Raw genomic sequence first — 21,393 nt, 5'->3', positions numbered from 1 at the left:
ATTAGTGCGTTCGGTTATTTGGTGGTGGCAGTTCGCACTTCCAAGGCGATATCTGGGTGGTTAGTGATTATGGAATCTACGCCTAAGGTGTAAAGCCTTTGCATGTCGTTTCGTTCGTTTACGGTCCAAGGATTCACTTGCAGTTTGCGCGCGTGACTTTCCTTGACGTAGTCGGGAATCATAAGATTTTTATAATGCGGATGCAGGGCATCGACTCCGAGGGTATCGGCATACCGCCAAGGCATGTACAACGGTGAATCATAGAGTAGGCCACAAGGGGAAGTCGTGCCGAGGTGCTTCATTTTGACGACGGAATAATGATTGAAAGAGGAGTAAATGATTTGCTCATCTAGTTTCATATCATGCACAGCCTTTAAGGTTCGTTCTTCTAGTTCAGGATAAAAAATAATTGAATTTTTCAACTCTATATTAAGAATCATGCCGGTAGCTTTTACCAGCTCCAAAACTTCATTCAGTGTCGGAATCTGATAAAAAGGTTGAGCAGTGTAACCGTTGGCGAAGTTGAAATGACGCAATTCGTTTAGGGTATAGTCTTTGATGAGACCGGAACCGTCGGAAACGCGCTTGATGTCTTCATCATGGGCGACAACCAGAACTTGGTCTTTAGTGAGATGAACGTCTATTTCTAGACCGTCAGCGTGCATTTGATGTGCCAATTCAAAAGCAGCCATAGTGTTTTCTGGGGCGTAGGCTGAAGCCCCGCGATGCGCCAAAATTTTTGTTTGCATTGGATTAAGCCTCCTGCGTAAGCTTTTGATAGTATATGGAGTATAGCATTTTGTTCCACTTTTTTAAACGGCAAGTCGGAAGTTGGATGACGGATGACTACTTTGTACTGCGTTTGGTTTCGCGCCGGAGCAATGTTATACTTATATGTAATAGGCGAAATTGTTTGAGGCGGATCTTTGAGGAGGAACGGTGAATAAGCAGCGACTGATTTCCAGTTTTAAACCGATGGTGCCGGGACGACACGGCTCAGCCCCTATGTCCAACTGGATGGCTAGGTTTTTGTTGACTTTGCAAATTTTGGGTGGACCGATTTTGACGGCGGTTGATTATAAAAGTTTGTTAGATACGCCTTTGGGGCGGTTTCGCAATCCCGCTGTCACTTGGCGTTACGGTCTCGGCTTAACGCTTTTGCTGAATTTGCTCATTGGATTGATTGTTAGTCTGGATAGGCGGGGAATTACCAAAGCCGCTTTGGTACCGCTGCGACGGAAGGAAAAGCGCGTTATCTTCGGTATTTCCGTAGGTGTGACGGTGTTGATGCTTATTTTGACGCTGGTTTACGGCATTAGTTAGTTTACGGTAGCCGGATCATACCCCGATTAAGGCCTTTGCTAGCTTACGGTAGCCGGCATCTCGATTACAGCAGCTGGCTTAAGTGTCGGTGGACGGCGGCTATGGGCAACCCCATCACGCCATAAAAATCTCCGCTTAGGTGTTTGATCAACAACGCACCTTGATCTTGTACCCCATAACTGCCGGCTTTATCAAGCGGGGAACCGGTGGCGACGTAAGCTGCGATCTGTGATTCACTTAAATCATAAAATTCAACCTCGGAGCATACCGCAAAACTGTCAATTTTGCTCGGGGCTAAAATTGCTACTCCGGTAATGACCAGGTGTTTTTGCCCGCTTAATTCACGCAACATTTGAGCAGCGTGTGCAGAGTCAGCTGGCTTGCCTAAAATTTTCCCTTGAAAATAAATGACCGTGTCGGCACCTAAGCAGATGCAAGATTTTTGCTTCTCTAAATACACGTGTTCTGCCTTGCGCAAGGCGAGTTTTTTTATCGCCGCTGTTGCAGTCTCCTCGGAACAGGGAAAGCTGAGATCGAGAGTTTCGTCCACCCGCGGTGCAACGGAGGTAAAGTCATAGCCGGCCAAACGTAAGATTTCTTTGCGGCGTGGCGAAGAGCTAGCCAGTACTAAAGGCAAGGGCAACGATAAAGGTGAAAGTAAAGTTAATGACATAGTTGGCTTGTCTCCTTCGGTTTTGATTTTCAGACTAACTTTGTTACGGCTGCTTGTCAATCGTGCAGTTGATCGGACTGCTGTCGTCCAGCTATCGGCCGGCAGCCGAGATATTCTTGATTGATTCACAACAAGTAGCGACGTACTAATTTTTTTTTAAATATTCTAGCAAAATATTCCAAAATGACTTGAAATAAATTGATTATAGTTTACTATTGCTAACATCGTTGAGTTTTTAGGGAAACTTAATTCCTCATAGAAATAATAAGTGGGAGCGTAATATGAACAAAAAGGCCTTAAGAAGGGGATTAATCATACCGATCGTGGCGGCTTTAATTTTGAGCGGCGGTGGGTGCTCGTGGTGGCGACAGGAGAAGGATAGTTCAGCTGAAGAAACGAAACCGTCCGTTGTTGCAGAACAGATGCCGCATGATAAGCATGAGGCGGATGGCGCGGCGAAAAAGTCATCTGCCGGCAGTAAAAAAGAACTTCAAGAAAAAAGTGATTTAACCGGCAACAATGCTCAAAATGGCGGCAATCGCACAGAATCCGGCGAAAAAACTGACTTGACCATTAAACCTGGGGCGAAGGCGACGAAAAACAAGTTTAATGGCAAGGGTGGGGCGGCTCCTAAATCAGGCTTGGGAAGCAAACCGGGTGCGCCGTCCAAGGCTGTGCCGAGCGGCGGAGCTGCTCAAAAGGAAAAGTATACTCGAAAGCCGTTAGCACCATTCCCGAAAACTGAAAATGGGGCTGACAGCGATTACACTCCGGCTTTTCCCTATGACGGGTATTATTTCGGCGGCGGTAATTCGCAACCTGGTACGGGGGAACACAGCGGCAGCGGGTCGACTGACGTAACACCGCCGCAACCTGCACCGCAACCGAAAATTCCGGCCATGAACGAGATCTCAACCGGTAAATTACATCAATTGGCCAATGGGTTGGAAAAAAACCGCTATCTGGTATATCGCAAACCGGAGACGGAAACTTTGGCGCAAGCTACCGATAAAATTTTGGCGGCGGCCGTAAGCTCTGCCAAAAATGGAGTGTATTTTGTCAGGCCTTATACGGATGAAAACATAATTTTGGCCATCGCTCCGAGTTCAGCCTTTGATTTTGGTAAACTCCCGCGGTGTCGGGTTGCCGATTTGCCGGTTAAAGCTGGTATTTGGGTCAGCCAATCGGGCCAATCCGGCCAATCCGGCCACGCGACGACAACGCCCCCCGGTCAGGTTCAGGAACTGCATTTGCTTAGCCATCCCAAGGAAAATGAGCCGATTAAAGCTGATGTGGTTATGACGGCAGGAAAAGTTAAATGTGCGGCTGCGATCTCCGGCAATTTGGTGATCGGCTTACCGGGCAATGAGAGCCATTTAAGTGTAGTTGTAACTGCTGCGACCGGTAGCGTGAGCGGTATCAATTTTTATGCTTCCGACACAGAACTACCGCCGGCGGCCAACAATGCGGCCATTTCGCTGACGAAAGAAAAACTCGATGTTGATATAGAGAACAATCAGGTGTTCTTTGCCGGCAAAAAGGCAGAGATGGCTTTGGGTATTGTCGCGTTCAGCATGCAAGGTCGGGTTAACATTACTAATAATAAGTTTTACGGTAAAAATCTTGCTGAACAGAAACATACTGAAAACTATGGCGTCATCAATACGATGTCGAAGGCCAAAAATGAGTTAAATTTACAAATTAAGAATAATGAATTTACCGATATTGCCAGTACAGCCGTAAATATCATGATCGGCGATAAAGATGATGTTAATATTATCGGCAACAAAGTAAATGGCACGGATGATAATGGCATCCTGGTAAACATTTTCCCTCAAGCATACCCGAAATTTAATAAGCTCACCATAGAAAATAATGAGATCGGGAATTATGGCCGTGGCAAATATGAAGGTTTTTCCGATGGTGGTGCCGGCAAATTAATGCCATCCAATCAGAACGAGTTAGGCATATCACTGCAGTATGTCGAGCCCACCTATGGCAGCAAGGTTAACGGAACGTGGGTTTCCAACGCGGATGAGCTGAAAGAGTTACTCAACCGCCAAAACAAAATTATGCCTAAAGCCGAAAACGACTTGCAGGACAATGTGGTAGACAGTCAGCCGGTAGGCATCGGTCACAAGAATAAATTTATTGATACAAAGAAATACATAAATAAGCCCAGCCGGTTGAGTCGGAGAGCTTCGCTGGTTATCACAAAAAATGAAAACGGTACGGTAACCTATGGCCAGAGCAGTGAAGATCCGACCGCCGGGATTACCGTGAAGAACCTATACATAACCGGCAAAGGTAGTGGAACGGTAATTTTACCGACAACTTTGCACATTACCGACGATTTGATTATTGATCTCCCCAATGGCCAGGTGCAAAATAACGCGGTAATCGGCGGCAAAACAGTAATCAAAGCGCAATCTGAAATAAAAAATGACGCGGTGTTCAGTCTTTCGCCTGAGAAAATCATCAGGGGTTCGGCTCCGGCGCAAGGAATCATAATTACGGTAAGCAATATCAAAAACGATGCCGGTACGCCGATAGCCGCGTCCGAAAGTAAATTGAATGGCGTTAAAGTGTATGTAGACGGGAAACTGCTAGCAGAAGAAAAATATACGGTTGACGAAGCAGCCGATAAAATTATTCTAAAGCCTTCAACAGTTAACGCTCTGACAGACGCTACAAATATCAAGGTAAGCTTCAGCGATCCGACGCATAAGGTCAGTGAGCTGATGTCACAAAATCTTGTTTTGCAGATAGTTGATAACAGCAAAGCTGAGTTTACCATGAGCGATAACAGCTTCACCCATATGAACCCCGAAAATAAGGAAATCGCCGTTCAAGTGAAAAACTTGCACGACAAAAACGGAAAACTGATTGACGCGGCGACCTCTCAACTCCAGGCTTACTTTGAGCGGAGCGGCTTTCGGGTTGATCAGCAGTTTTTACGGGTTGATGATGCTACGGATACCGTTTATTTGACGAAAGAGCTTTTGGCAAGTTTGCCGGCCACCAAGTACAGCGGTGACGATAATCAGTCGTTTGGTGACACGTCTTCTTATACTTTGATTGTGAAAGACCGCAAAAATGATGTTGGACAGTTGAAAAAGAAACTTGAATTTGAAATTACAGATAAAAGTAAAGCTAATTTTAGCTTCGAAAGCGGTATGACTTTCACCCAAGGAAAAGCTCCGGCCGAGGGAATAAAAGTATTTGTTCGTGATATCTTGAACACAAGTGGCAACAAGGTAACGCCTGCTCAATCGGTGTTGCAGAACAATATTAATATCGAACCTTTCCCGGTCAGACGTTCCGCCAGTGACGACAGTGAGCTTATTGTTGAGCGTGACAGTAAGGGGCAGTTTATTCGAGAACGCTTTAATCCAAAATATTTGATAATTGATGATGCTGCGGACACGATTACTTTTACTCAAGAGTATTTAAACCACATGAAAGTCGACACCTCCACCGAGTCTGGAGTTAAGACATTTACCTTTGTGTATCATGATGAAAAGGCCAGGGTGGATATGCGTAGCGGCAAAATACCACTGTACATTAAGAAAGCAGAACTTCCGCGCAGTAAGACCACGGCGATTGCGTTTGAAACTGGAACTGTGGCCCTCAAAGGAAATGAAATTGTCGCGGCCGGCCAACCGATAACTTCCGAGTCAACGGTTGAATCGCTGCTGAAATGGGTAAGAAAGATTAATCCACGTCAGCGTGTCTTTATTCAGGATGCACAGGGCAAAATAAAGCCGTATTTCTATACGCTTACTAACGGAGATACTTTAGTGGTAGTTGCCGAAGACGGAGAGAGCAAAGTCACCTATAAGATACAAGTAGCGGAAGTCACTAGGCCGGCTTTAATAAAAGCAGTAGATAAGGCATATATTTTCAGTTATACAAATACGCTTATACGTTACAAACAAGGAATCAAAGTCAAAGAATTTACTGCCGCGATCACTTGTGAGCCCGGTGTTGAAGCCCAAGTGCTCTCATATAACCGGCATACCAAGGACTATCGCAAAGCTGTCGGTGAAGCTACTTTGCAAGACAAGTATATTTTGCGTATGATCCGGCAAGGCAAGAATTATGACTATATTTTGTGCGCTGAACGTGCTGGGAAACGTGTGGCCCGGGTGCTGTTGGTAGGCAATCACGATTATGCAGGCGAAAAGATGGACTTGATCGGACCGCCGAATGATCTTCGTATGATGGAAGCTGTTTTCCGGGGTAACCGTCTGGCAAATACGCAAACAGAAGTAAATATCGCAAAAAATGTGACGAAAAAAGAATTTATGAGTGCGCTGAACCAGGCTTTCAGCGGAGCAACGGAGGACGACGTGTCCTATCTTTATTACAGTGGCCACGGCAACAATGTAAACGGAATTTCTTACCTTTGCACGGTGGATAATTTGCTATTGAAGAACGGGAGTTTCGATCCTAAGGCGTGGGTAAGTGTTGATGAGTTGAAAGCAGCTCTGGACAGGGTTCCCGGCAAAAAAGTTCTGATCTTAGATTGCTGTAACGCCGGTGGTTTCATTGGCAAAGCGGCGATTGACGGAGTAAGCACACCTACGCCCCATGCCGGCGGAACAGCCGTTGTGCCGCAAAATTCAGGTATCAGACAGCAGAAAATAACAACATTTAACGGACTGCCACAAAGTGATACGAGTGTTGCTTTCATAAAAGATGTTAACGCTACTTTCCGGACGGAAGCATCGGCGGTAAATCGTCATGCTTTAAAGGAAGTTCAGAGTGACCGTGCGAATGCCTCTATGGATCGAGCTGCCGACCAGCCGCGAAGCGAGTATTACAAAAATCTCAATTACCTGACAGATAATCCGTATAAAGTTTTGGTGGCCAGCTCCGCCAATGAATACAGTTTCGAAGATAAAAAAGAAGGGGTCGGAAAGTTTACGAAAACTTTGGCGATTGCTGCTGGCCTAGAAAACAGCGTTATGAAAGGTGATCTTAACAAAGATCGGAAACTGAGCCTCGATGAAGCGTACAAATATCTGACGGGTAACGTAGCTTCAATTTCCCACATTCAAGTTTATCCGTTTAACGACCAATTTACGTTATTTGAAAACGTTGATGTAACTCCACTGAGCCGCGATACCAAAATTTCTTCTACAGTTTACAAAGTATCTATACGTGTGAACAGATTAAGTGGAAAATGCCGCGGTACCATCACGGCCCAAGCCGGTGAAGTAATTGATGCCGAACAGACGGTGGCCGAATTTATTGCCAAATTTAAAAAAGGTGAGGAACATCAGGTGCTAGCGGTTAAGGAAATAAAGAATCCCGGAGCCTCCGGTGGCACTAAAACTCTGGCTGAAGCTGAAAAACTTGGCGAAAGGTTTTTGTACTTGTCGGTTACCGCTCAAAACGGTGACGAAACACTCTATCCTTTCAGTGCTAAACGCCCCGCCGGGCATGGCAAAGCCGCATCGACGAAAATATCTTCCACGGATGCACAAAAGGTAAAAATAATTCAGCAAGGCCCGGTTACTGCAATTAAAGTTACCGGCAACATGACAGTCGCGGAATTTTTGCAAAAAATTAAAAGGGATGATCCCGCCCAGCAGCTGCAAGTATGCCATAAGGGTCCGGCGGGTGAGGCAGTCGTTAAAGCTACGACCGAAGCTTTGGCGAACCTTGACTGGTTAAACTTCATTTCGCCGGATAAATCACAAACTACAAGGTATAACATAACTTTGCTTGCCGGCAGTGTACCCGGAACCCTTTCCCCAGATGCAGCTGTACCTGACTTCGGCGATAACTTTATTGTGCGAGGTAAGGAAATTGTCAGCGGCAAGATGAAATTAACCGATAAAATGACGGTAGGAGAATTTTTAACGCAACTGAAGAACCGCGCTCAGTTTGCTGGCTATGATACACATACATCCGGCATATACGCTTCCGGAACGTCGCTTGAAAGCCCGTTTGCCATGAGAAAACGCCCGGAAAATAAGCTGGCGAATGGCGACCGGTTGGTGTTTAAACCGGGCTTTGATTCCTACCCGGGTTCACAGCCTCCGCTTCCAATCCTGGTCTATACCCTGAATATGGATGCTGTATCAGTACGCGAAGAAGGTATGCCGAGCGAAAGCTCAAGTAGGGCTGCGTATGACACCGTTCCGCAGCCTGTCATCACCATCGGCAGGGCAGTTGGTTCATACGGCGATTAAAGCAAATTAAGCAAATTAGCTTGCTTATTTAAGCGGCCGCTAAGTCTTCAAGCGAGGACTAGCCGGTCGCTTTTTTTGCTTTTTTAAATGTTCAAAAAATTCCTCTAACTTCTGGAGTTGGGGGAAAACTTGATAAGTTATTATAAAGTCATAATAAAGTTATTATAAAGTATGAGATTACACATTACTCAGCACTTGCGTGTAATGCGAAGCCGGCAATTATCTATTACTCGTACTCGTCATTTTTAAGTAATGGATAACTACTTTTGTTATTATTTTTCAGGCGTTCCCCATCCGACAAACAAACCAATTATTTTAGTATTCAGTAGCTTGCTAATGGTTATATAAGGTGGTGGATAGGTTTTATTTCCTGAAAGTAAGGTTGAAAAAAGACGGGAATGCTATTGGCAATGAGTCTTAAATATTGCATTATTAGTACGTAATCAACAAGAAAGGAGGAAATGGGACGAGCAAAGGCACAAAAAAACAACTCGATAACTTAGCCTTAATCACGATGAGAGTGGTTTTAGCAACTAAGATAATCGAGTTGCTAACAGCAATTCTCAAGTGGTTAACCACTTGAGAAACGGGGAGCTAACGCTCCTCGCTCATCTCTAATTGTACATGGATAAGCAAGAAAAAACAATGCGCACTATTTTATGGCTAATCGTAGGAATCAGTGTGATTGAGATTGTAATAACAATACTTGATTTATTGAAATGAAAGGAGCTGCAGTACGCGGCCGAAGCAAAGGCTCGAGAAAAGAAACGGATAGCTCAAGAAAAGGAGCGCGAAGCGCAGCGCAAAGCGAAAGAGCAGGCCGCAAAGCGCAAGGAGAGAGAACTGGAAGCACGGCGTAAAGAAAGGAAAGCGCAGAAAAGAATGCTAGAATAGAGAAGGTTGACAATAAATCTCGTGCAAAGGTTAGCAAAAAGACCATAAAAGAGTTGCTGGCTAAAAATTGGACTCCTGAATTTAAGAAAAAAGCGCTTAGCTTTTATTATGATATGAACAAAGCTGGAATCGAGTTTTCCAGCCATGCAGTAGGGCGGGTATTGGATCGGGTTATTTCCCAAGTATTAATGAGTTCTGACGAGGTAAAAGTTATGATGAATTCTAGTCCTAAGTTTGTCCAGGCAGATGGCCGGATGCTATACAGTAAGAAAAATGTATATCTAATCAGAGACGCTATAACGGGGGATATTGTTTCGGTTGTTGTTAGGAAAGCACCCAAGCCAGAATGGAGGGAACTCAATGAATGAATTGCAAAACATATTATGGCGGATAGCTGAATTTCTCGGAGACGAAGCAGCTAAAGAGAACGATCTTTCACTATGGTTAGAGTTTTTTATTTGCGAAAATTATGAAACTATATCTGCCATTAGTGCCGATATTGCAAGATTTTTAAATGACGATATTGTAGATATTTGCGAACAAACTGAACCCGGGCTTGAAGGTACTCAATTCAGAAAACAGATTGCTGACGCATATTATAAATTACTTGAAATGGTTAAAAGGGTTAATGACGCCAATGCCCACCAATGATTATGACGTTATCGTGTTCAAACGTTTAGTTTACTATTATGCTTGCTTAAAACGTACAACTGTATTTAAGCAAAGCGAATTTGACCTAATTACTAAGAAAGCAGATAACGAGGAGTATTTGTTATATGTGCTGGAGATGATGCAAGATGAAGGCTTAATCAAAGGCTTAACGCTTACGAGAGCTTGGGGACAAGTGCTACAAGTGGTGCGCTAATCTAGTTGGAACATTCAGATACCCGGACGAAGTACCGCCCGACGTATGGCGAAGGCCCCGGCGATGCACATGTATGGTGGACTTTATCATCAGCAAAGAGCGAACGAATGTTTACAAGAAAAAAGAGGCTGGGTCGGCGGAACACCGAGTCGCGCAAGCGGCGTTAATTGAGCGGCAATACGCGGCCGAAGCAAAGGCCCGAGAGAAGAAGAGAAGGAACGCGAGGCACGGCGCAAAGATAGAAAAAGCGTAGAAAAGAATGCTAGAATAGAGAAAAATAGTGATAAGCCCATCATTATTAGTCCCGCTCAATTTTGGAAAAAAACAGGAAAGCATATGAGTGAGTTTGGGCTAGATGCAAAGAGCATTGATGATAGGGCGAAATTTGAAACGATTGTTCGCGGAATTGTCGAAGGCAACCAAGAACTCTTGAAAGGGCTACAATGGCGAGGACAAAACGAACCCGTAACTGCCTATATCAAAGGTAAAGACGTAGTTTTGGTTAATAGCAAAAATGAATTCATAACAATACTAAAGAAGGTGTTAATAATGCGCGGATTAAGGACAAAAGAGTGTGCAAAATTCATTGATTTTTTTGAAGAAGTCCAAAAAGCTGCTGGACGGTGTAATAAAGTGTTTTTTTTAGATTTCGGCGAATGTAAAGACATAGAGGCCAATGGAGTTTTGTTGGACGACTTGTTCGGCTGGTTAGTACCTACAAGTAAGGCTTCTGAATTTGAGAAACAGTTCTTAAAAAGGGAACCGCTCGATGCTTGGGACGATTATCTGGTTTGGGCTATCCCTAGTTATGAAGGGCAAACCTTAACTGTAGAGTTTGAACAGTAGGGACTTAAAGCAAAAAATGTACCAAATATTTAAGGTAAAAGAGATAATAATGGTGTCATTATTTACTCTAAGAGTGGGGCACATATTATAGGAGGAAATCCCAATGAAACTTAAACAGTTTGAAGGGGAAACCGTAATTGTAGTTTTACAAAGTGGCGAGCGACGCGAGGGAGTGGTTACTGACTTTTTGTCCTCAGATGAAAACAACCCTCCCAAAGATAGCATTATAATGCGCTTAGGGAATAATAGCCTTACAGAAATTTATGCCGAAGAAATTTCTACTATTAGTCCCCGGAGTAGATGAGTTTATGTCCGCCAATGATTATGACGCTAAGGCAATATCTTTGAACTGCAATTTCACACGCCTGAGTCATTAGGTGTAAAAGATAACGGTTTGCACCAGTTATACGAAAAGCAGCGTATTCTGGATAAAACTAAAGATAAGAAGGAATGGGAAAAGATAAAAATAGAAATGATTAAACTAAGTGGTAGCATAAAAAATCCACCTGAAGTAGAAAGGATAAAGTAGATGGCTGATTTCCGTTTGCATGACCAATATTTTTATTGCCCTGACTACAAGAAATATGTTCACTGCAAAGATGGCATGTTTTATTGTGTGAAAAATGGCAAAGAAGTATATAATGATTTTTATAGCAAAATTTTGATAGGAAGTATCTATACCGAGGACATAACCGAGGAGGAATACAGTGCTCAATTACATTAGAGCTTTGCTAATAATGTTATGGGCTCATAAAGGCCAAAAAGATAAAGGCGGTCACTTGTACTGGGGGCATCCGTGGCGTGTGTCTTGTCATGTAAAAGGTTGGCGTGCTAAAACGATAGCTCTGCTTCATGATGTTATTGAGGATAATCCAGTTTTAACTTTAGCTAATTTTTATTTTTTAGACGATGAACAGCGTGCTGCGTTAAAATTACTCACGCATGATAAGTCGGTGCCTTATTTTGATTACGTGCAGCAGATAAAAATGAATAAACTTGCCAGAGAAGTTAAATTAGCTGACTTAAACGATAATATGGATCTGACGAGATTGGGTAAGATTACTCATAAAGATGAAGAAAGGTATAAAAAATATGCTTACTGTGTGGAGATCTTAAAAAATGCCCACCAATGATTATGACGCTATCGTGTTCAAACTTTTAGTTTACTATTATGCTTGTTTAAAACGTACAACTGTATTTAAGCAAAGTGAATTTGACCTAATTACTAAGAAAGCAGGCGTTAATGAGGAGTATTTGCTAGATGTGTTGTAGATGATGCAAGATGAAGGCTTAATCAAAGGCTTGAAATTTACGAGAGCTTGGGGCAAGTGCCGGAGTGGTGCGCCAGTCTAGTTGGTACATTCAGATACCCGGACGAAGTACCGGCCGACGTATGGCGAAGGCCCCGGCGATATACATGAATTGCGCGGCATATCAAGCATTTCTATTTAACGGTACAAAAACGGTACAAAAAAATTGCGGAGAACATAAAACCTAGTGTAAAAATCCTATATCTTCTGTATAAAATGAAGCAACCACCACAATATGTGGTGGTTGTGACGTTTGGCGGAGAGCAAGGGATTCGAACCCTCGATACCATTTAGGGGTATACATGATTTCCAATCATGCGCCTTCGACCAACTCGGCCAACTCTCCAAACGTGTTTATTCTAACAGATTAGCGAGAATAAGTAAATACCGGTATTGACATAGTATCGTGTCAATCCATTCTCGGTTTCGGTTAGCGTTTTCAGCGAATTTCCGGAGGCAGGTCAACTATCCGGGGACTACCATATTCCAAGAACTGCATATATCCTGTCAAATCAAGCACATTATTGTATACGGTACGCAGACGTAAGCTGAACGACTCCAAGGTAAGAGAGTTTTTATCAGCTGTAACGGACATATCAATTTGTACATTTTGGCCATTCAGCTCACTTAGATCCATGTGAAAAAGGTCACGACATAGCATAAAGAACAGACGGTTTTTGCCGCTGTAAGAAAATATTGTTTTATTTTCGTTCTCGCTTGCCGACAATCCCTGATTCAACTGCAGAAGATCATATATTAGAGTGTATGCCGGAGAGCTAGCCTTAGCGGTGACTGGTTGCCTGACCCAATTCCCGGAAGTAAGGACAAAGTTCCCGGACGGGCTTTCAACAAATTCTTGTAATACATCCGTGCGGTCATTCTGAACCCGACGATCTCCGCGAAACAGGTAGCCCGATTTCAGCTTGACCACCTGTCCGCTGTTAACGGTGTGCCCATGTAAGCCAGCGTTAAGCGTATTGTAAACATATTTAACATCACTTAAAATTTTATAGGTTTGATGTTTCATCAGTTCAGCTTGCAACGTGCTGAGCCGTTTCCAGCGTTCCGCTTCGTCTAAAGAGCGGTCATTTCCTTTTCTGCCAGCATTGACTGAATTGCTTGGTGCAACCAGATTCAGCGGTTGATTGATGTCATAAAAGATGAGTTGTACTTCGGCCGGCACCGAATTCTTTCTAGTGTCTATGATTTGCACATTTACTTGCTGAATTTGCCCCGATTGAGGAACAACATAAAAATGGGCTTCAGCTTTTAAGCCGTTCAGCGGGAGGTGCTGCAAATTGATATTGCCGATTTGGCTCAGTAATTCCATGATGGATTTGTTGGTGCTTCCATAAAAATACTCTACCGGTTCATGGGGATCTTTTGGGCGTATCAGGGTAAATTTATTTTCCAGTTTAGTAAAAACATTGTAAGCGGTAAGGACAGACAGGGATTGATCGGGGTTATCGTTGGTCGGCTCCCAAGCGGAATCGTTGCGTTGGATAAAAGCACAAGTGGAAAGCCAGATGAAATTTTCCGAGCCGTCATTACTACGCGATGAACCACGGGCGGAAGTTAGTGATTGATTTTGGTCATATTGATAAGCGTAGTCTCCCTCACGTTCTTCATTGATGGAGAAAAAACGAGATTCGGTATTCGATTTGAGGGAAAATTTGGTTTTTCCGGCAGTAAGTGTTGCCGCATGGCTGTGAATGTTGCGGATTATATCCTCATCTTCGAGGGGTCGTTCACTTCGAGCGGGCGAAACGGCTGCACAGCTGCTTACCGACAGCGCGAAAATTATGATCAGCAAACCGGAAAGCCTGCTGTGAGAAAAATTTAAATTCATAGAATCGACCTCTTGCCTTGCTAAATCTGTTTAAAGATGTAACAATTAGTGTTACATTAATCACAAGTGATTATAGCATATTGTATTATAAGGGCGACAATGGAGAGTGTTCGATGAGCGTTAGCACGGTGCGTAATCGTAAGAAAAATCATAATTTTGCAATCATAATCACGTTGATGTCACTTGTTTTAGTGGTTATGGCCGGTGCGGTCCTTTACTTGTGGCTGCATGGGCGAAGCGACAGCGGATCCGGTGGTTTAATTAATACAGCTAAATTAATGACTGAGGATACGACGGCTGCACAGGAATCGAGCGAAAATGGGGGGAATGGTGGCCGTAAGTCGCTTCCTTCGGCTACGGTAAGACTGTCCATGGTCGGAGACGTTTTGCTGCACAATTCAGTTTTGACAGCGGCTCGGGCTGACACTGACAATAACAGCGATTTTTCATTTATTTTTAAGCATATTGTCGATCCATACAGGAATTTTGACTTGAATATTGTAGATATGGAAGGGACGATGGGGCCGCCGCCGTTCACGGCTTACCCACTTTTCCATTCCCCGACTAAATTGGCCGAAGACATGCATAAGGCCGGTGTTGGAATGGCCATTACGGCTAATAACCATGCGATAGACGCTGGAGAGAAAGGTGTAACCGATACTTTTAACGCGCTAGTAAAAAACAATATTATACCTGTTGGTACTTCATTGGATGCTAAGAAAAAGACTTGGTGCATAAGAGAAATCAACGGGATTAAAATCGGCTTCTCGGCCTATACATACGAAACGGTGCGTCAAAATGGCCGCATCGCAATCAATGCTTTGATTTTGCCGGAAAGTTTATACGGCCGTTTGGATAGTTTCAGCTATGAAGACGACCATTTCGATGACGATAAAGCGAAACTGGCTGCTCGTGAAAAAGAAATGCGGGAGGCCGGCGCGGAGGTTACTGTCTTCTTTATGCATTGGGGGACAGAATACGATTCAAAACCGACTTTTTACCAACGTGAATTGGCCAAAGCTCTGGCTAAGGCCGGCACCAATTTAATTTTAGCCTGCGGCCCGCACGTTATTCAGCCTATTGAAACGCTACCGGCCGATAATTCTGATGGCAAATGCCTGGTATATTATTCGGTCGGCAATTTTGTATCGGCGCAATATTTTGATACGGGCGACAGTAATGGACGAGCGGAAGACGGTTTGATGGCCATGGTTGAGTTCAAGCGAGATGAAGAAGGTGAAGTAAAATTGAACCGAGCAGGATATTGCCCGCTTTATTGCTATAAACCGGTAAAATTTGGCGGAGCCGCCTCACAAGCAGTCCCTAACGCCGCCGCTTTGGCTGATCCCAAATTGGTGGACGGCAGGACATCATTAGTAGAAGCTTCTAAAATGCGCATAGACAAAATTATGGCAGAAAATAATGTTGGAAAATTGCCATTTTCCAAATTTGAATTTGGCTATTTTGACGAATAAAGTGGCATTAAAAATCTTGTGTATTGACGAACAGCGGACGAATTAGTATTCTGTCAATATATGGAGGAATGCAATATGACTGAAATAAAAAATGCGATGAGTTCACGTGTTGCTGAAGAAATCAAAGCTGATACCGGATATACTCCGGTTCAAGCATCCAAGCATGATTATTGGTATGCGCTTTCCAAAGTTGTTATGGAGAGAATTGCTGATAATTGGCAAAGAACAAACGACTTGTATTTGAAGTCTCGCCGCCAGCATTATTTTTCGGCCGAATTTTTGGTCGGGCGTGCGTTGCTTAACAATCTAACCAACCTTAATATGTTAGAAGAGGCACGTGATGCCATGGCATCGTTTGGTCTTGATATTAACGATATTTTGGAAGAAGAAACTGATCCGGCTCTCGGCAACGGCGGTCTGGGTCGATTGGCCGCCTGCTTCATGGATTCTTGCGCGACGTCAAATTATCCGGTGCAAGGCTACGGAATTTTATACCGCTACGGTCTGTTTTATCAACTTATTGAGGACGGTTTCCAAACTGAAAAACCTGATGAATGGATGGAGCGCGATTATCCATTTGTGGTAAGCCGGCCCGCAGAAACGGTGTTGGTACACTTCAGTGATTTTGATGTGAAGGCAATTCCGCACGACATGCCGATTACCGGTTACGGCACCAAGAACGTCAATACTTTGCGCCTTTGGCAGGCTAAAGCACTGGAAGAATTTGATTTCCAACTCTTTAATGATCAGCATTTTACCCAAGCGCTTAATTTTCGCAACCAGGCACAAGATATTTGCCGGGTACTTTATCCTAACGATACCACACGAGATGGTAAAACCTTGCGCCTTAGACAGCAGTATTTCTTCGTTTCGGCCTCGTTACAAGATATTTTGCATAAGTATATCGCAGAACACGGCGAAGATTTTGCGGCCTTCCCCAAATACAATTGCATACAGTTAAATGACACTCACCCGGTTATTGGTATCTTGGAACTCATGCGTCTACTCATTGATGAGTACCACCAAACTTGGGATGATGCTTGGGCGATTGTCACCAAGACGTTCGCCTACACCAACCACACGGTTATGCAGGAAGCATTGGAAAAATGGGACGTTGACTTGATGCAGGGCCTTTTGCCGCGAATCTATGAGATTGTTGCAAAATTAGATGTGCAGCTGCGCCAGGATCTGGCCGGTTTGGCAGTCTATTCCAGCCGCATTGATCAAATGGCCATAGTGGCAAATAATCAGGTACATATGGCGCGTTTGGCATGCTATGCATCATTTTCGATTAACGGCGTGGCCTCGATGCACACCGAAATCTTGAAAAAAGATACATTGAAAGATTGGTATCAGATTTGGCCGGAGCGTTTCAACAACAAAACCAACGGCGTTACCCCACGGCGCTGGCTTAGAATGTGCAATGCTGAATTGTCGGAGTTGCTTACTGAATCACTTGGTAGTGATGCGTGGGTTACGTCACTGGATGAATTGGCTAAACTGGCCAATTTAGCAGAAGATCCCAAAATATTGCGGCGTTTCTTGGCGATTAAGAAGACGAAAAAACAGCAATTGGCGAATTTCTTGCACAACTATGAAGGTGTTGACGTTGACACGACGGCAATCTTTGATGTTCAGATTAAACGTTTACACGAATATAAGCGACAACTGCTGAACGGTTTGTACATTCTCGATTTGTATTTTCGGGTCAAAGAAGATCCTTCTGCTTTGATTCAGCCGCGGGTCTTCATATTCGGAGCGAAAGCTGCTCCCGGTTACTACAGAGCTAAGTCGATCATCAAATTCTTGAATGAGATTTCTCGATTGATTAACAATGATCCTGACATGAACGGCAAAATAAAAGTTGTTTTTGTACATAACTATTGCGTGTCCGTGGCTGAAAAACTTTTCCCGGCGGCAGATATTTCCGAACAGATTTCTACAGCCGGTTTGGAAGCTTCTGGTACAGGGAATATGAAGTTCATGATGAATGGAGCTTTGACCTTAGGTACCTTGGACGGGGCTAACGTGGAAATCATTCAAGCTGTAGGTGATGAAAACGGTTATATCTTCGGTGCTAAGGAAGAAGAATTAGCTGAGATCAAACCTAAATATGATCCGTATCAACTTTATTTGACAGTCCCCGGTTTGCGCCGTGTCATGGATTGCCTGACCGATGGAACATTATGTGACGGAAAAACCGGCAGATTCTTGGATTTGTTTAACGGTTTGGTTAAAGGCTCCGGATGGCAGGCCGGCGATGTCTACTATGTACTAGGTGATTTTGCAGCTTATCGCGAAGCGCGTGATCGTGCCGCCAAAGATTATGTCGATGCTTTGGGTTGGGCCAAAAAATGCTGGATAAATATAACATCATCAGGCATGTTCAGTTCTGACCGTACGATTAACGATTATGCGAAAGAAATATGGCATTTGCAAAGCTTACCGATTGAGTAGTAAATTGCCTTAGAAATTGAGCATATCGTGTATAGAATCCACTTATACTAAGATAAAATAGTATTATGTAAATAAAGCAGTGAATCGTTTGGTTCGCTGCTTTTTTCATATTTATAATCCATATTCAATATTTAATTATCGAAATTAGTGTTGACTTTTTTAGTGACTTCGCGTTATACTATGTCGCATAGAATATCAAAATATGAATAAACTAAAATTATTATAATGAGTTTTGATAAATACGATAGTGATTGGAAAGATTTTTTAGGTGGAAGTTGGCGCCATGGTGTAAATTCAAAACATGTATGGTCTAAATACTATCATGGAAAGAAGGTGCATAAGACAACAGTACAAGGAGCCGGGAATAAAGTATCTACTTCCGGCTGGGTAACACCGGGCGAAACTGCACTTGCTTCGTGGGAAAAAGCAACATACGGCAACAAAGCATGGGCTGACGTATATGACAATTAGACTATAACATATAGGCATTACTGACTATTCATTTTAGTCAGTGATGCCAATTGTTGGGGTTGGTATTATGAAAAAAACAATTGGTCTGCTAATATTTTTTCTGTTGGTACTTATAAGCGTTGGAAAATTTTACTGGGATGAAAGCTCTATTCTGCGTACTTTTGCCGCTAAATTTGATGCAGTCGTAAATATTGCTACAAAACCAGAAAATATGGCTGTAAAAAAAGTTTTTATACTTAATTCGGCTGCAAAAGATAAATTAAGCTTGTCTACAATAACAACTGCTACAGGGGATTCTAAAGAGGAAAATGGCCAAAAAATAAACTTTTATCTTTTTTTGCATGATACGGAATGGTTTAAAGAATCTTTTAAAAGTACTAGAATTATAGAAAACAAACATGGCAATAATAAGTTTTACAAAGCCGACCAACTTAATATTCTTACGGCAAAAAAAATACAGCTTTTACCTTTAGAGGAATTGGACGCCGATTCAATCAGTGCTGATTACCATGTTAAAGGTGAACCTAAAAACATAAAAACATTTGTTGAAGAATTAAATGGCAAAAACGGACTTTCGATACAAGCCGTAATAGAATCGAATCCAAATATTGGCAGTTACTTGTCTGCATTTGAAGTTGACTTCTTTCTTAGCCTTATTCTTAATTTGAGCGTATTTATACTTTTCAGCCTTTTTGTCTACAATAGCCAAATAGCGAAAGAAATTGTCATAACTAAACTTTTGGGATATAAGCAAGCCACTTATATTTGCCAAAAAACTTGGCAGTTATTACGTTTGCCGTTTTTTCTCAGCCTAAGCGTGGTGACGGTGGCAATGTTATGGTTAATTAAGCCAAATGCTCTGCTGCCATTCTTTTATGCAACCAAAGTAATTTATTGCTTGTTTTTAATTACTTGTGTTATGTTGTTTAGCCTAGAGTATTTTTTGTTAACTCTGGTCAGCAAACGTATAGCCATAATTGCTTGGCTCAAAGGCTACAGAAATAGCTATGGCAAGAGCTCAGTCCTTGTTAAGTTAATTACTTTAATTATAGTGCTATATCTATTTGTAATCAGTGTATTAGGAATAAATCAATATCTTGAATTAAGACCGCAGCTAAATACTTGGGAGCAAGCAAAAAATTATGTTGACCTAGCTTGTACATGGCCTTGGACTTATGAAAAAGAATACAGAAAGTTTGAACTTGTAGTCACGCCAAAATTAAACAGACTATGGGATACTTTAGATAAGCAAGGGGCGATTATGTTCAGTGCGCCAAATGCCGAGGCCGAGTACGAAAAATTTCCGGATGAAAAAAACAATAATCAAGGTGCTTTTTACGGACGATATGCCTATATAAATAAAAATTATCTAAATATAAACAATTTAGTTGATTCGGAAGGCCGTTCACTAAAAGAGTATCAAACTGAGCCTAATGAGTGGATAATTTTTGTGCCGGAAAACATAAAAATAACTGATAAAGATAAATCATATATTAAAAAGCTGCATTATTTCAAGGCTAAAGCTACGTCGCAAAAGCTTAATGATAGATATGTTCGGCTTAAAGCTGATCAAACTACATTCGGTTTTGATGCGGAGAAAAAGTTAGATGGACAAATTTTTTCTAATTATAGCTTCATCTTAGTCAATGGAGAAGAACTTAGATTTAATATGTTGAAGATTGCAACACTATCTAACGGGCAATTTCATCCATTCGTTCCCGACAGATCAAACTTTACCTCGATTAAAGAGACGATTCGCAATACGGGGGCTGGACAATATATCCTCTATATCAATGGCGTATATGATCGCGTTGCCGAGCTTATAGGCCGTTTTAAGAAGGAGGCGATCCTTAATATGCTGGGTTTGGTAATCTCAATATTAATATTCTTGCTGGAGATTAAGATCGATCAAGATACCTACTACTACAATGATGGGCAAAGAATAGAGGCCTCACGTTTATTAGGATACAGTTTCTGTGATGTCCACGGAAAAAAGTTGTGGAAAAATGCCATGATTTATTTAGCCGGGGTAAGTGGCCTAATTTGGTTGCTGCGTTTTGGTAATTCCATTCCAATTGTCAGATCATTTTTCTTTGAACCGCGCGGCGGATGGGATTTCAGTAAATATTGCATCGGCTTCTTGCTGGCAGTAGGCGGAACAGTTATCGGTTCGTTTTATGAAATTATGCAGCTGAAAAGACAGGAAAAAAGTATTGTGCTTAGTCTGAAGGGGGGGAATTAAATGGAAGAGAAACATTTACAATATTGTTTGCAGAACGTTAGTAAAAAATATGGCTCGCATTTAGTATTGAATAAAGTTAATTTAAACATATATGAGGGCGATCTCATATGCATATTCGGCAAAAGTGGCAGTGGCAAGAGTACTTTACTAAGCATTATGGGACTGCTTGACACTTACAATTCAGGTAGAATTGAATGTTTTGGTCAGGTTGACCCGATTAAAAAAGCTAAAGCCTGTGAATTGTTGCGGCGGATGAACATAGCCTATTTGTTCCAAAATTTTGCCTTGGTAGAAAAAATGACGGTAGTTGAAAATATGCTCTTGGCGTTAAAATATAATCCGGAAAAAAATAAAGAGAAATTAATTGACTTGGTTAAGCAGCCGTTGGATGAAATGGGGGTGCTGGACAAACTTAGGTCTAAGATATATGAACTTTCCGGTGGTGAAGCTCAACGGGTTGCTCTGGCCAGAAACATGGTTAAACCGTTTGACATCTTGCTAGCAGATGAGCCTACAGGGTCTCTGGATAATGAAAATAAGCAAATTGTGATGAACACATTGGTTAAACTTAATAATGCAGGCAAGACTGTTGTAGTAGTAAGTCATGACATGGATTTTAAATATTTAGCTAAACGAAATTTTTTGATCGAAAATGGAGAACTAAAGGAAATTCCATAGGAGAATCCATAAATTAAAAATATGTACTAGTATACATTATAGATTTGCCCGTTAAATTGGGGACTTAAGCTGGCGGAATAAAACTGCCAGCTTAAATCTTTGTTGCA

At 42.4% G+C, this 21,393-nt stretch carries 16 protein-coding genes and 1 tRNA gene; 13 read left to right on the top strand and 4 right to left on the bottom strand.

Going from position 1 to position 21,393, the window contains the following annotated elements; all coding sequences use genetic code 11:
* Window positions 1-14 precede the first annotated feature (14 nt).
* The gene (locus HMPREF0868_RS05620) at window positions 15-749 is read right to left on the bottom strand and encodes a glycerophosphodiester phosphodiesterase (RefSeq protein ID WP_012993747.1); all 735 of its coding nucleotides are present in this window, start codon (window positions 747-749) and stop codon (window positions 15-17) included.
* A gap of 190 nt (window positions 750-939) precedes the next feature.
* Here HMPREF0868_RS05620 and HMPREF0868_RS05615 point away from each other — a divergent pair, with 190 nt between their 5' ends.
* The gene (locus tag HMPREF0868_RS05615) at window positions 940-1,323 is read left to right on the top strand and encodes a hypothetical protein (protein WP_012993746.1); all 384 of its coding nucleotides are present in this window, start codon (window positions 940-942) and stop codon (window positions 1,321-1,323) included.
* 64 nt (window positions 1,324-1,387) lie between these two features.
* On the opposite strand, the gene HMPREF0868_RS05610 is transcribed toward HMPREF0868_RS05615, so the two are convergent.
* The gene (locus HMPREF0868_RS05610; protein WP_012993745.1) at window positions 1,388-1,996 is read right to left on the bottom strand and encodes a Maf family protein; all 609 of its coding nucleotides are present in this window, start codon (window positions 1,994-1,996) and stop codon (window positions 1,388-1,390) included.
* A gap of 281 nt (window positions 1,997-2,277) precedes the next feature.
* Here HMPREF0868_RS05610 and HMPREF0868_RS05605 point away from each other — a divergent pair, with 281 nt between their 5' ends.
* The 7 genes from HMPREF0868_RS05605 (at window position 2,278) to HMPREF0868_RS05565 (ending at window position 11,937) form a co-directional block, all read left to right on the top strand.
* Window positions 2,278-8,199, top strand: a complete 5,922-nt coding sequence (locus HMPREF0868_RS05605; RefSeq protein WP_012993743.1) for a caspase family protein — start codon at window positions 2,278-2,280, stop codon at window positions 8,197-8,199.
* A 1,254-nt stretch (window positions 8,200-9,453) separates the two neighbouring features.
* Window positions 9,454-9,744 (top strand): response regulator, encoded by a 291-nt coding sequence (locus HMPREF0868_RS05595; protein ID WP_012993741.1) that lies wholly within the window; start codon window positions 9,454-9,456, stop codon window positions 9,742-9,744.
* Window positions 9,722-9,958, top strand: coding sequence for a hypothetical protein (locus HMPREF0868_RS05590; protein ID WP_198300171.1), 237 nt, complete (start codon window positions 9,722-9,724; stop codon window positions 9,956-9,958). The genes HMPREF0868_RS05595 and HMPREF0868_RS05590 overlap by 23 nt, the downstream gene beginning before the upstream one ends.
* Before the next feature lie 336 nt (window positions 9,959-10,294).
* A complete protein-coding gene (locus HMPREF0868_RS05580; protein ID WP_012993738.1) occupies window positions 10,295-10,804 on the top strand; it encodes a hypothetical protein in 510 nt (169 codons plus the stop codon).
* A gap of 103 nt (window positions 10,805-10,907) precedes the next feature.
* The gene (locus HMPREF0868_RS05575) at window positions 10,908-11,108 is read left to right on the top strand and encodes a hypothetical protein (RefSeq protein ID WP_012993737.1); all 201 of its coding nucleotides are present in this window, start codon (window positions 10,908-10,910) and stop codon (window positions 11,106-11,108) included.
* A 225-nt stretch (window positions 11,109-11,333) separates the two neighbouring features.
* The gene (locus HMPREF0868_RS05570; protein ID WP_012993735.1) at window positions 11,334-11,528 is read left to right on the top strand and encodes a hypothetical protein; all 195 of its coding nucleotides are present in this window, start codon (window positions 11,334-11,336) and stop codon (window positions 11,526-11,528) included.
* Window positions 11,512-11,937 carry a hypothetical protein gene (locus tag HMPREF0868_RS05565; RefSeq protein ID WP_012993734.1) on the top strand — a complete coding sequence of 142 codons (426 nt, stop codon included), beginning with the start codon at window positions 11,512-11,514 and terminating at the stop codon, window positions 11,935-11,937. The genes HMPREF0868_RS05570 and HMPREF0868_RS05565 overlap by 17 nt, the downstream gene beginning before the upstream one ends.
* A gap of 431 nt (window positions 11,938-12,368) precedes the next feature.
* On the opposite strand, the gene HMPREF0868_RS05555 is transcribed toward HMPREF0868_RS05565, so the two are convergent.
* Window positions 12,369-12,460: transfer RNA gene (locus HMPREF0868_RS05555), tRNA-Ser, on the bottom strand.
* 93 nt (window positions 12,461-12,553) lie between these two features.
* A complete protein-coding gene (locus tag HMPREF0868_RS05550; protein ID WP_012993732.1) occupies window positions 12,554-13,963 on the bottom strand; it encodes a hypothetical protein in 1,410 nt (469 codons plus the stop codon).
* A 113-nt stretch (window positions 13,964-14,076) separates the two neighbouring features.
* Between HMPREF0868_RS05550 and HMPREF0868_RS05545 the strand changes: the two genes are divergently transcribed.
* From HMPREF0868_RS05545 to HMPREF0868_RS05525, 5 genes are all read left to right on the top strand, one after another.
* Window positions 14,077-15,438, top strand: a complete 1,362-nt coding sequence (locus tag HMPREF0868_RS05545) for a CapA family protein (protein ID WP_012993731.1) — start codon at window positions 14,077-14,079, stop codon at window positions 15,436-15,438.
* A 75-nt stretch (window positions 15,439-15,513) separates the two neighbouring features.
* Window positions 15,514-17,895 carry a glycogen/starch/alpha-glucan phosphorylase gene (locus tag HMPREF0868_RS05540; RefSeq protein WP_012993730.1) on the top strand — a complete coding sequence of 794 codons (2,382 nt, stop codon included), beginning with the start codon at window positions 15,514-15,516 and terminating at the stop codon, window positions 17,893-17,895.
* A gap of 225 nt (window positions 17,896-18,120) precedes the next feature.
* Window positions 18,121-18,366, top strand: coding sequence for a lactococcin 972 family bacteriocin (locus HMPREF0868_RS05535; RefSeq protein ID WP_049779013.1), 246 nt, complete (start codon window positions 18,121-18,123; stop codon window positions 18,364-18,366).
* Between the two features lie 67 nt (window positions 18,367-18,433).
* A complete protein-coding gene (locus tag HMPREF0868_RS05530) occupies window positions 18,434-20,608 on the top strand; it encodes a bacteriocin-associated integral membrane family protein (protein WP_041705701.1) in 2,175 nt (724 codons plus the stop codon).
* The gene (locus tag HMPREF0868_RS05525) at window positions 20,609-21,286 is read left to right on the top strand and encodes an ATP-binding cassette domain-containing protein (RefSeq protein ID WP_012993727.1); all 678 of its coding nucleotides are present in this window, start codon (window positions 20,609-20,611) and stop codon (window positions 21,284-21,286) included.
* Window positions 21,287-21,393: the final 107 nt, after the last annotated feature.

This window comes from Mageeibacillus indolicus UPII9-5, assembly GCF_000025225.2.
Lineage (GTDB): Bacteria > Bacillota > Clostridia > Saccharofermentanales > Fastidiosipilaceae > Mageeibacillus > Mageeibacillus indolicus.
This window is presented reverse-complemented; position numbering and strand designations above follow the sequence as displayed.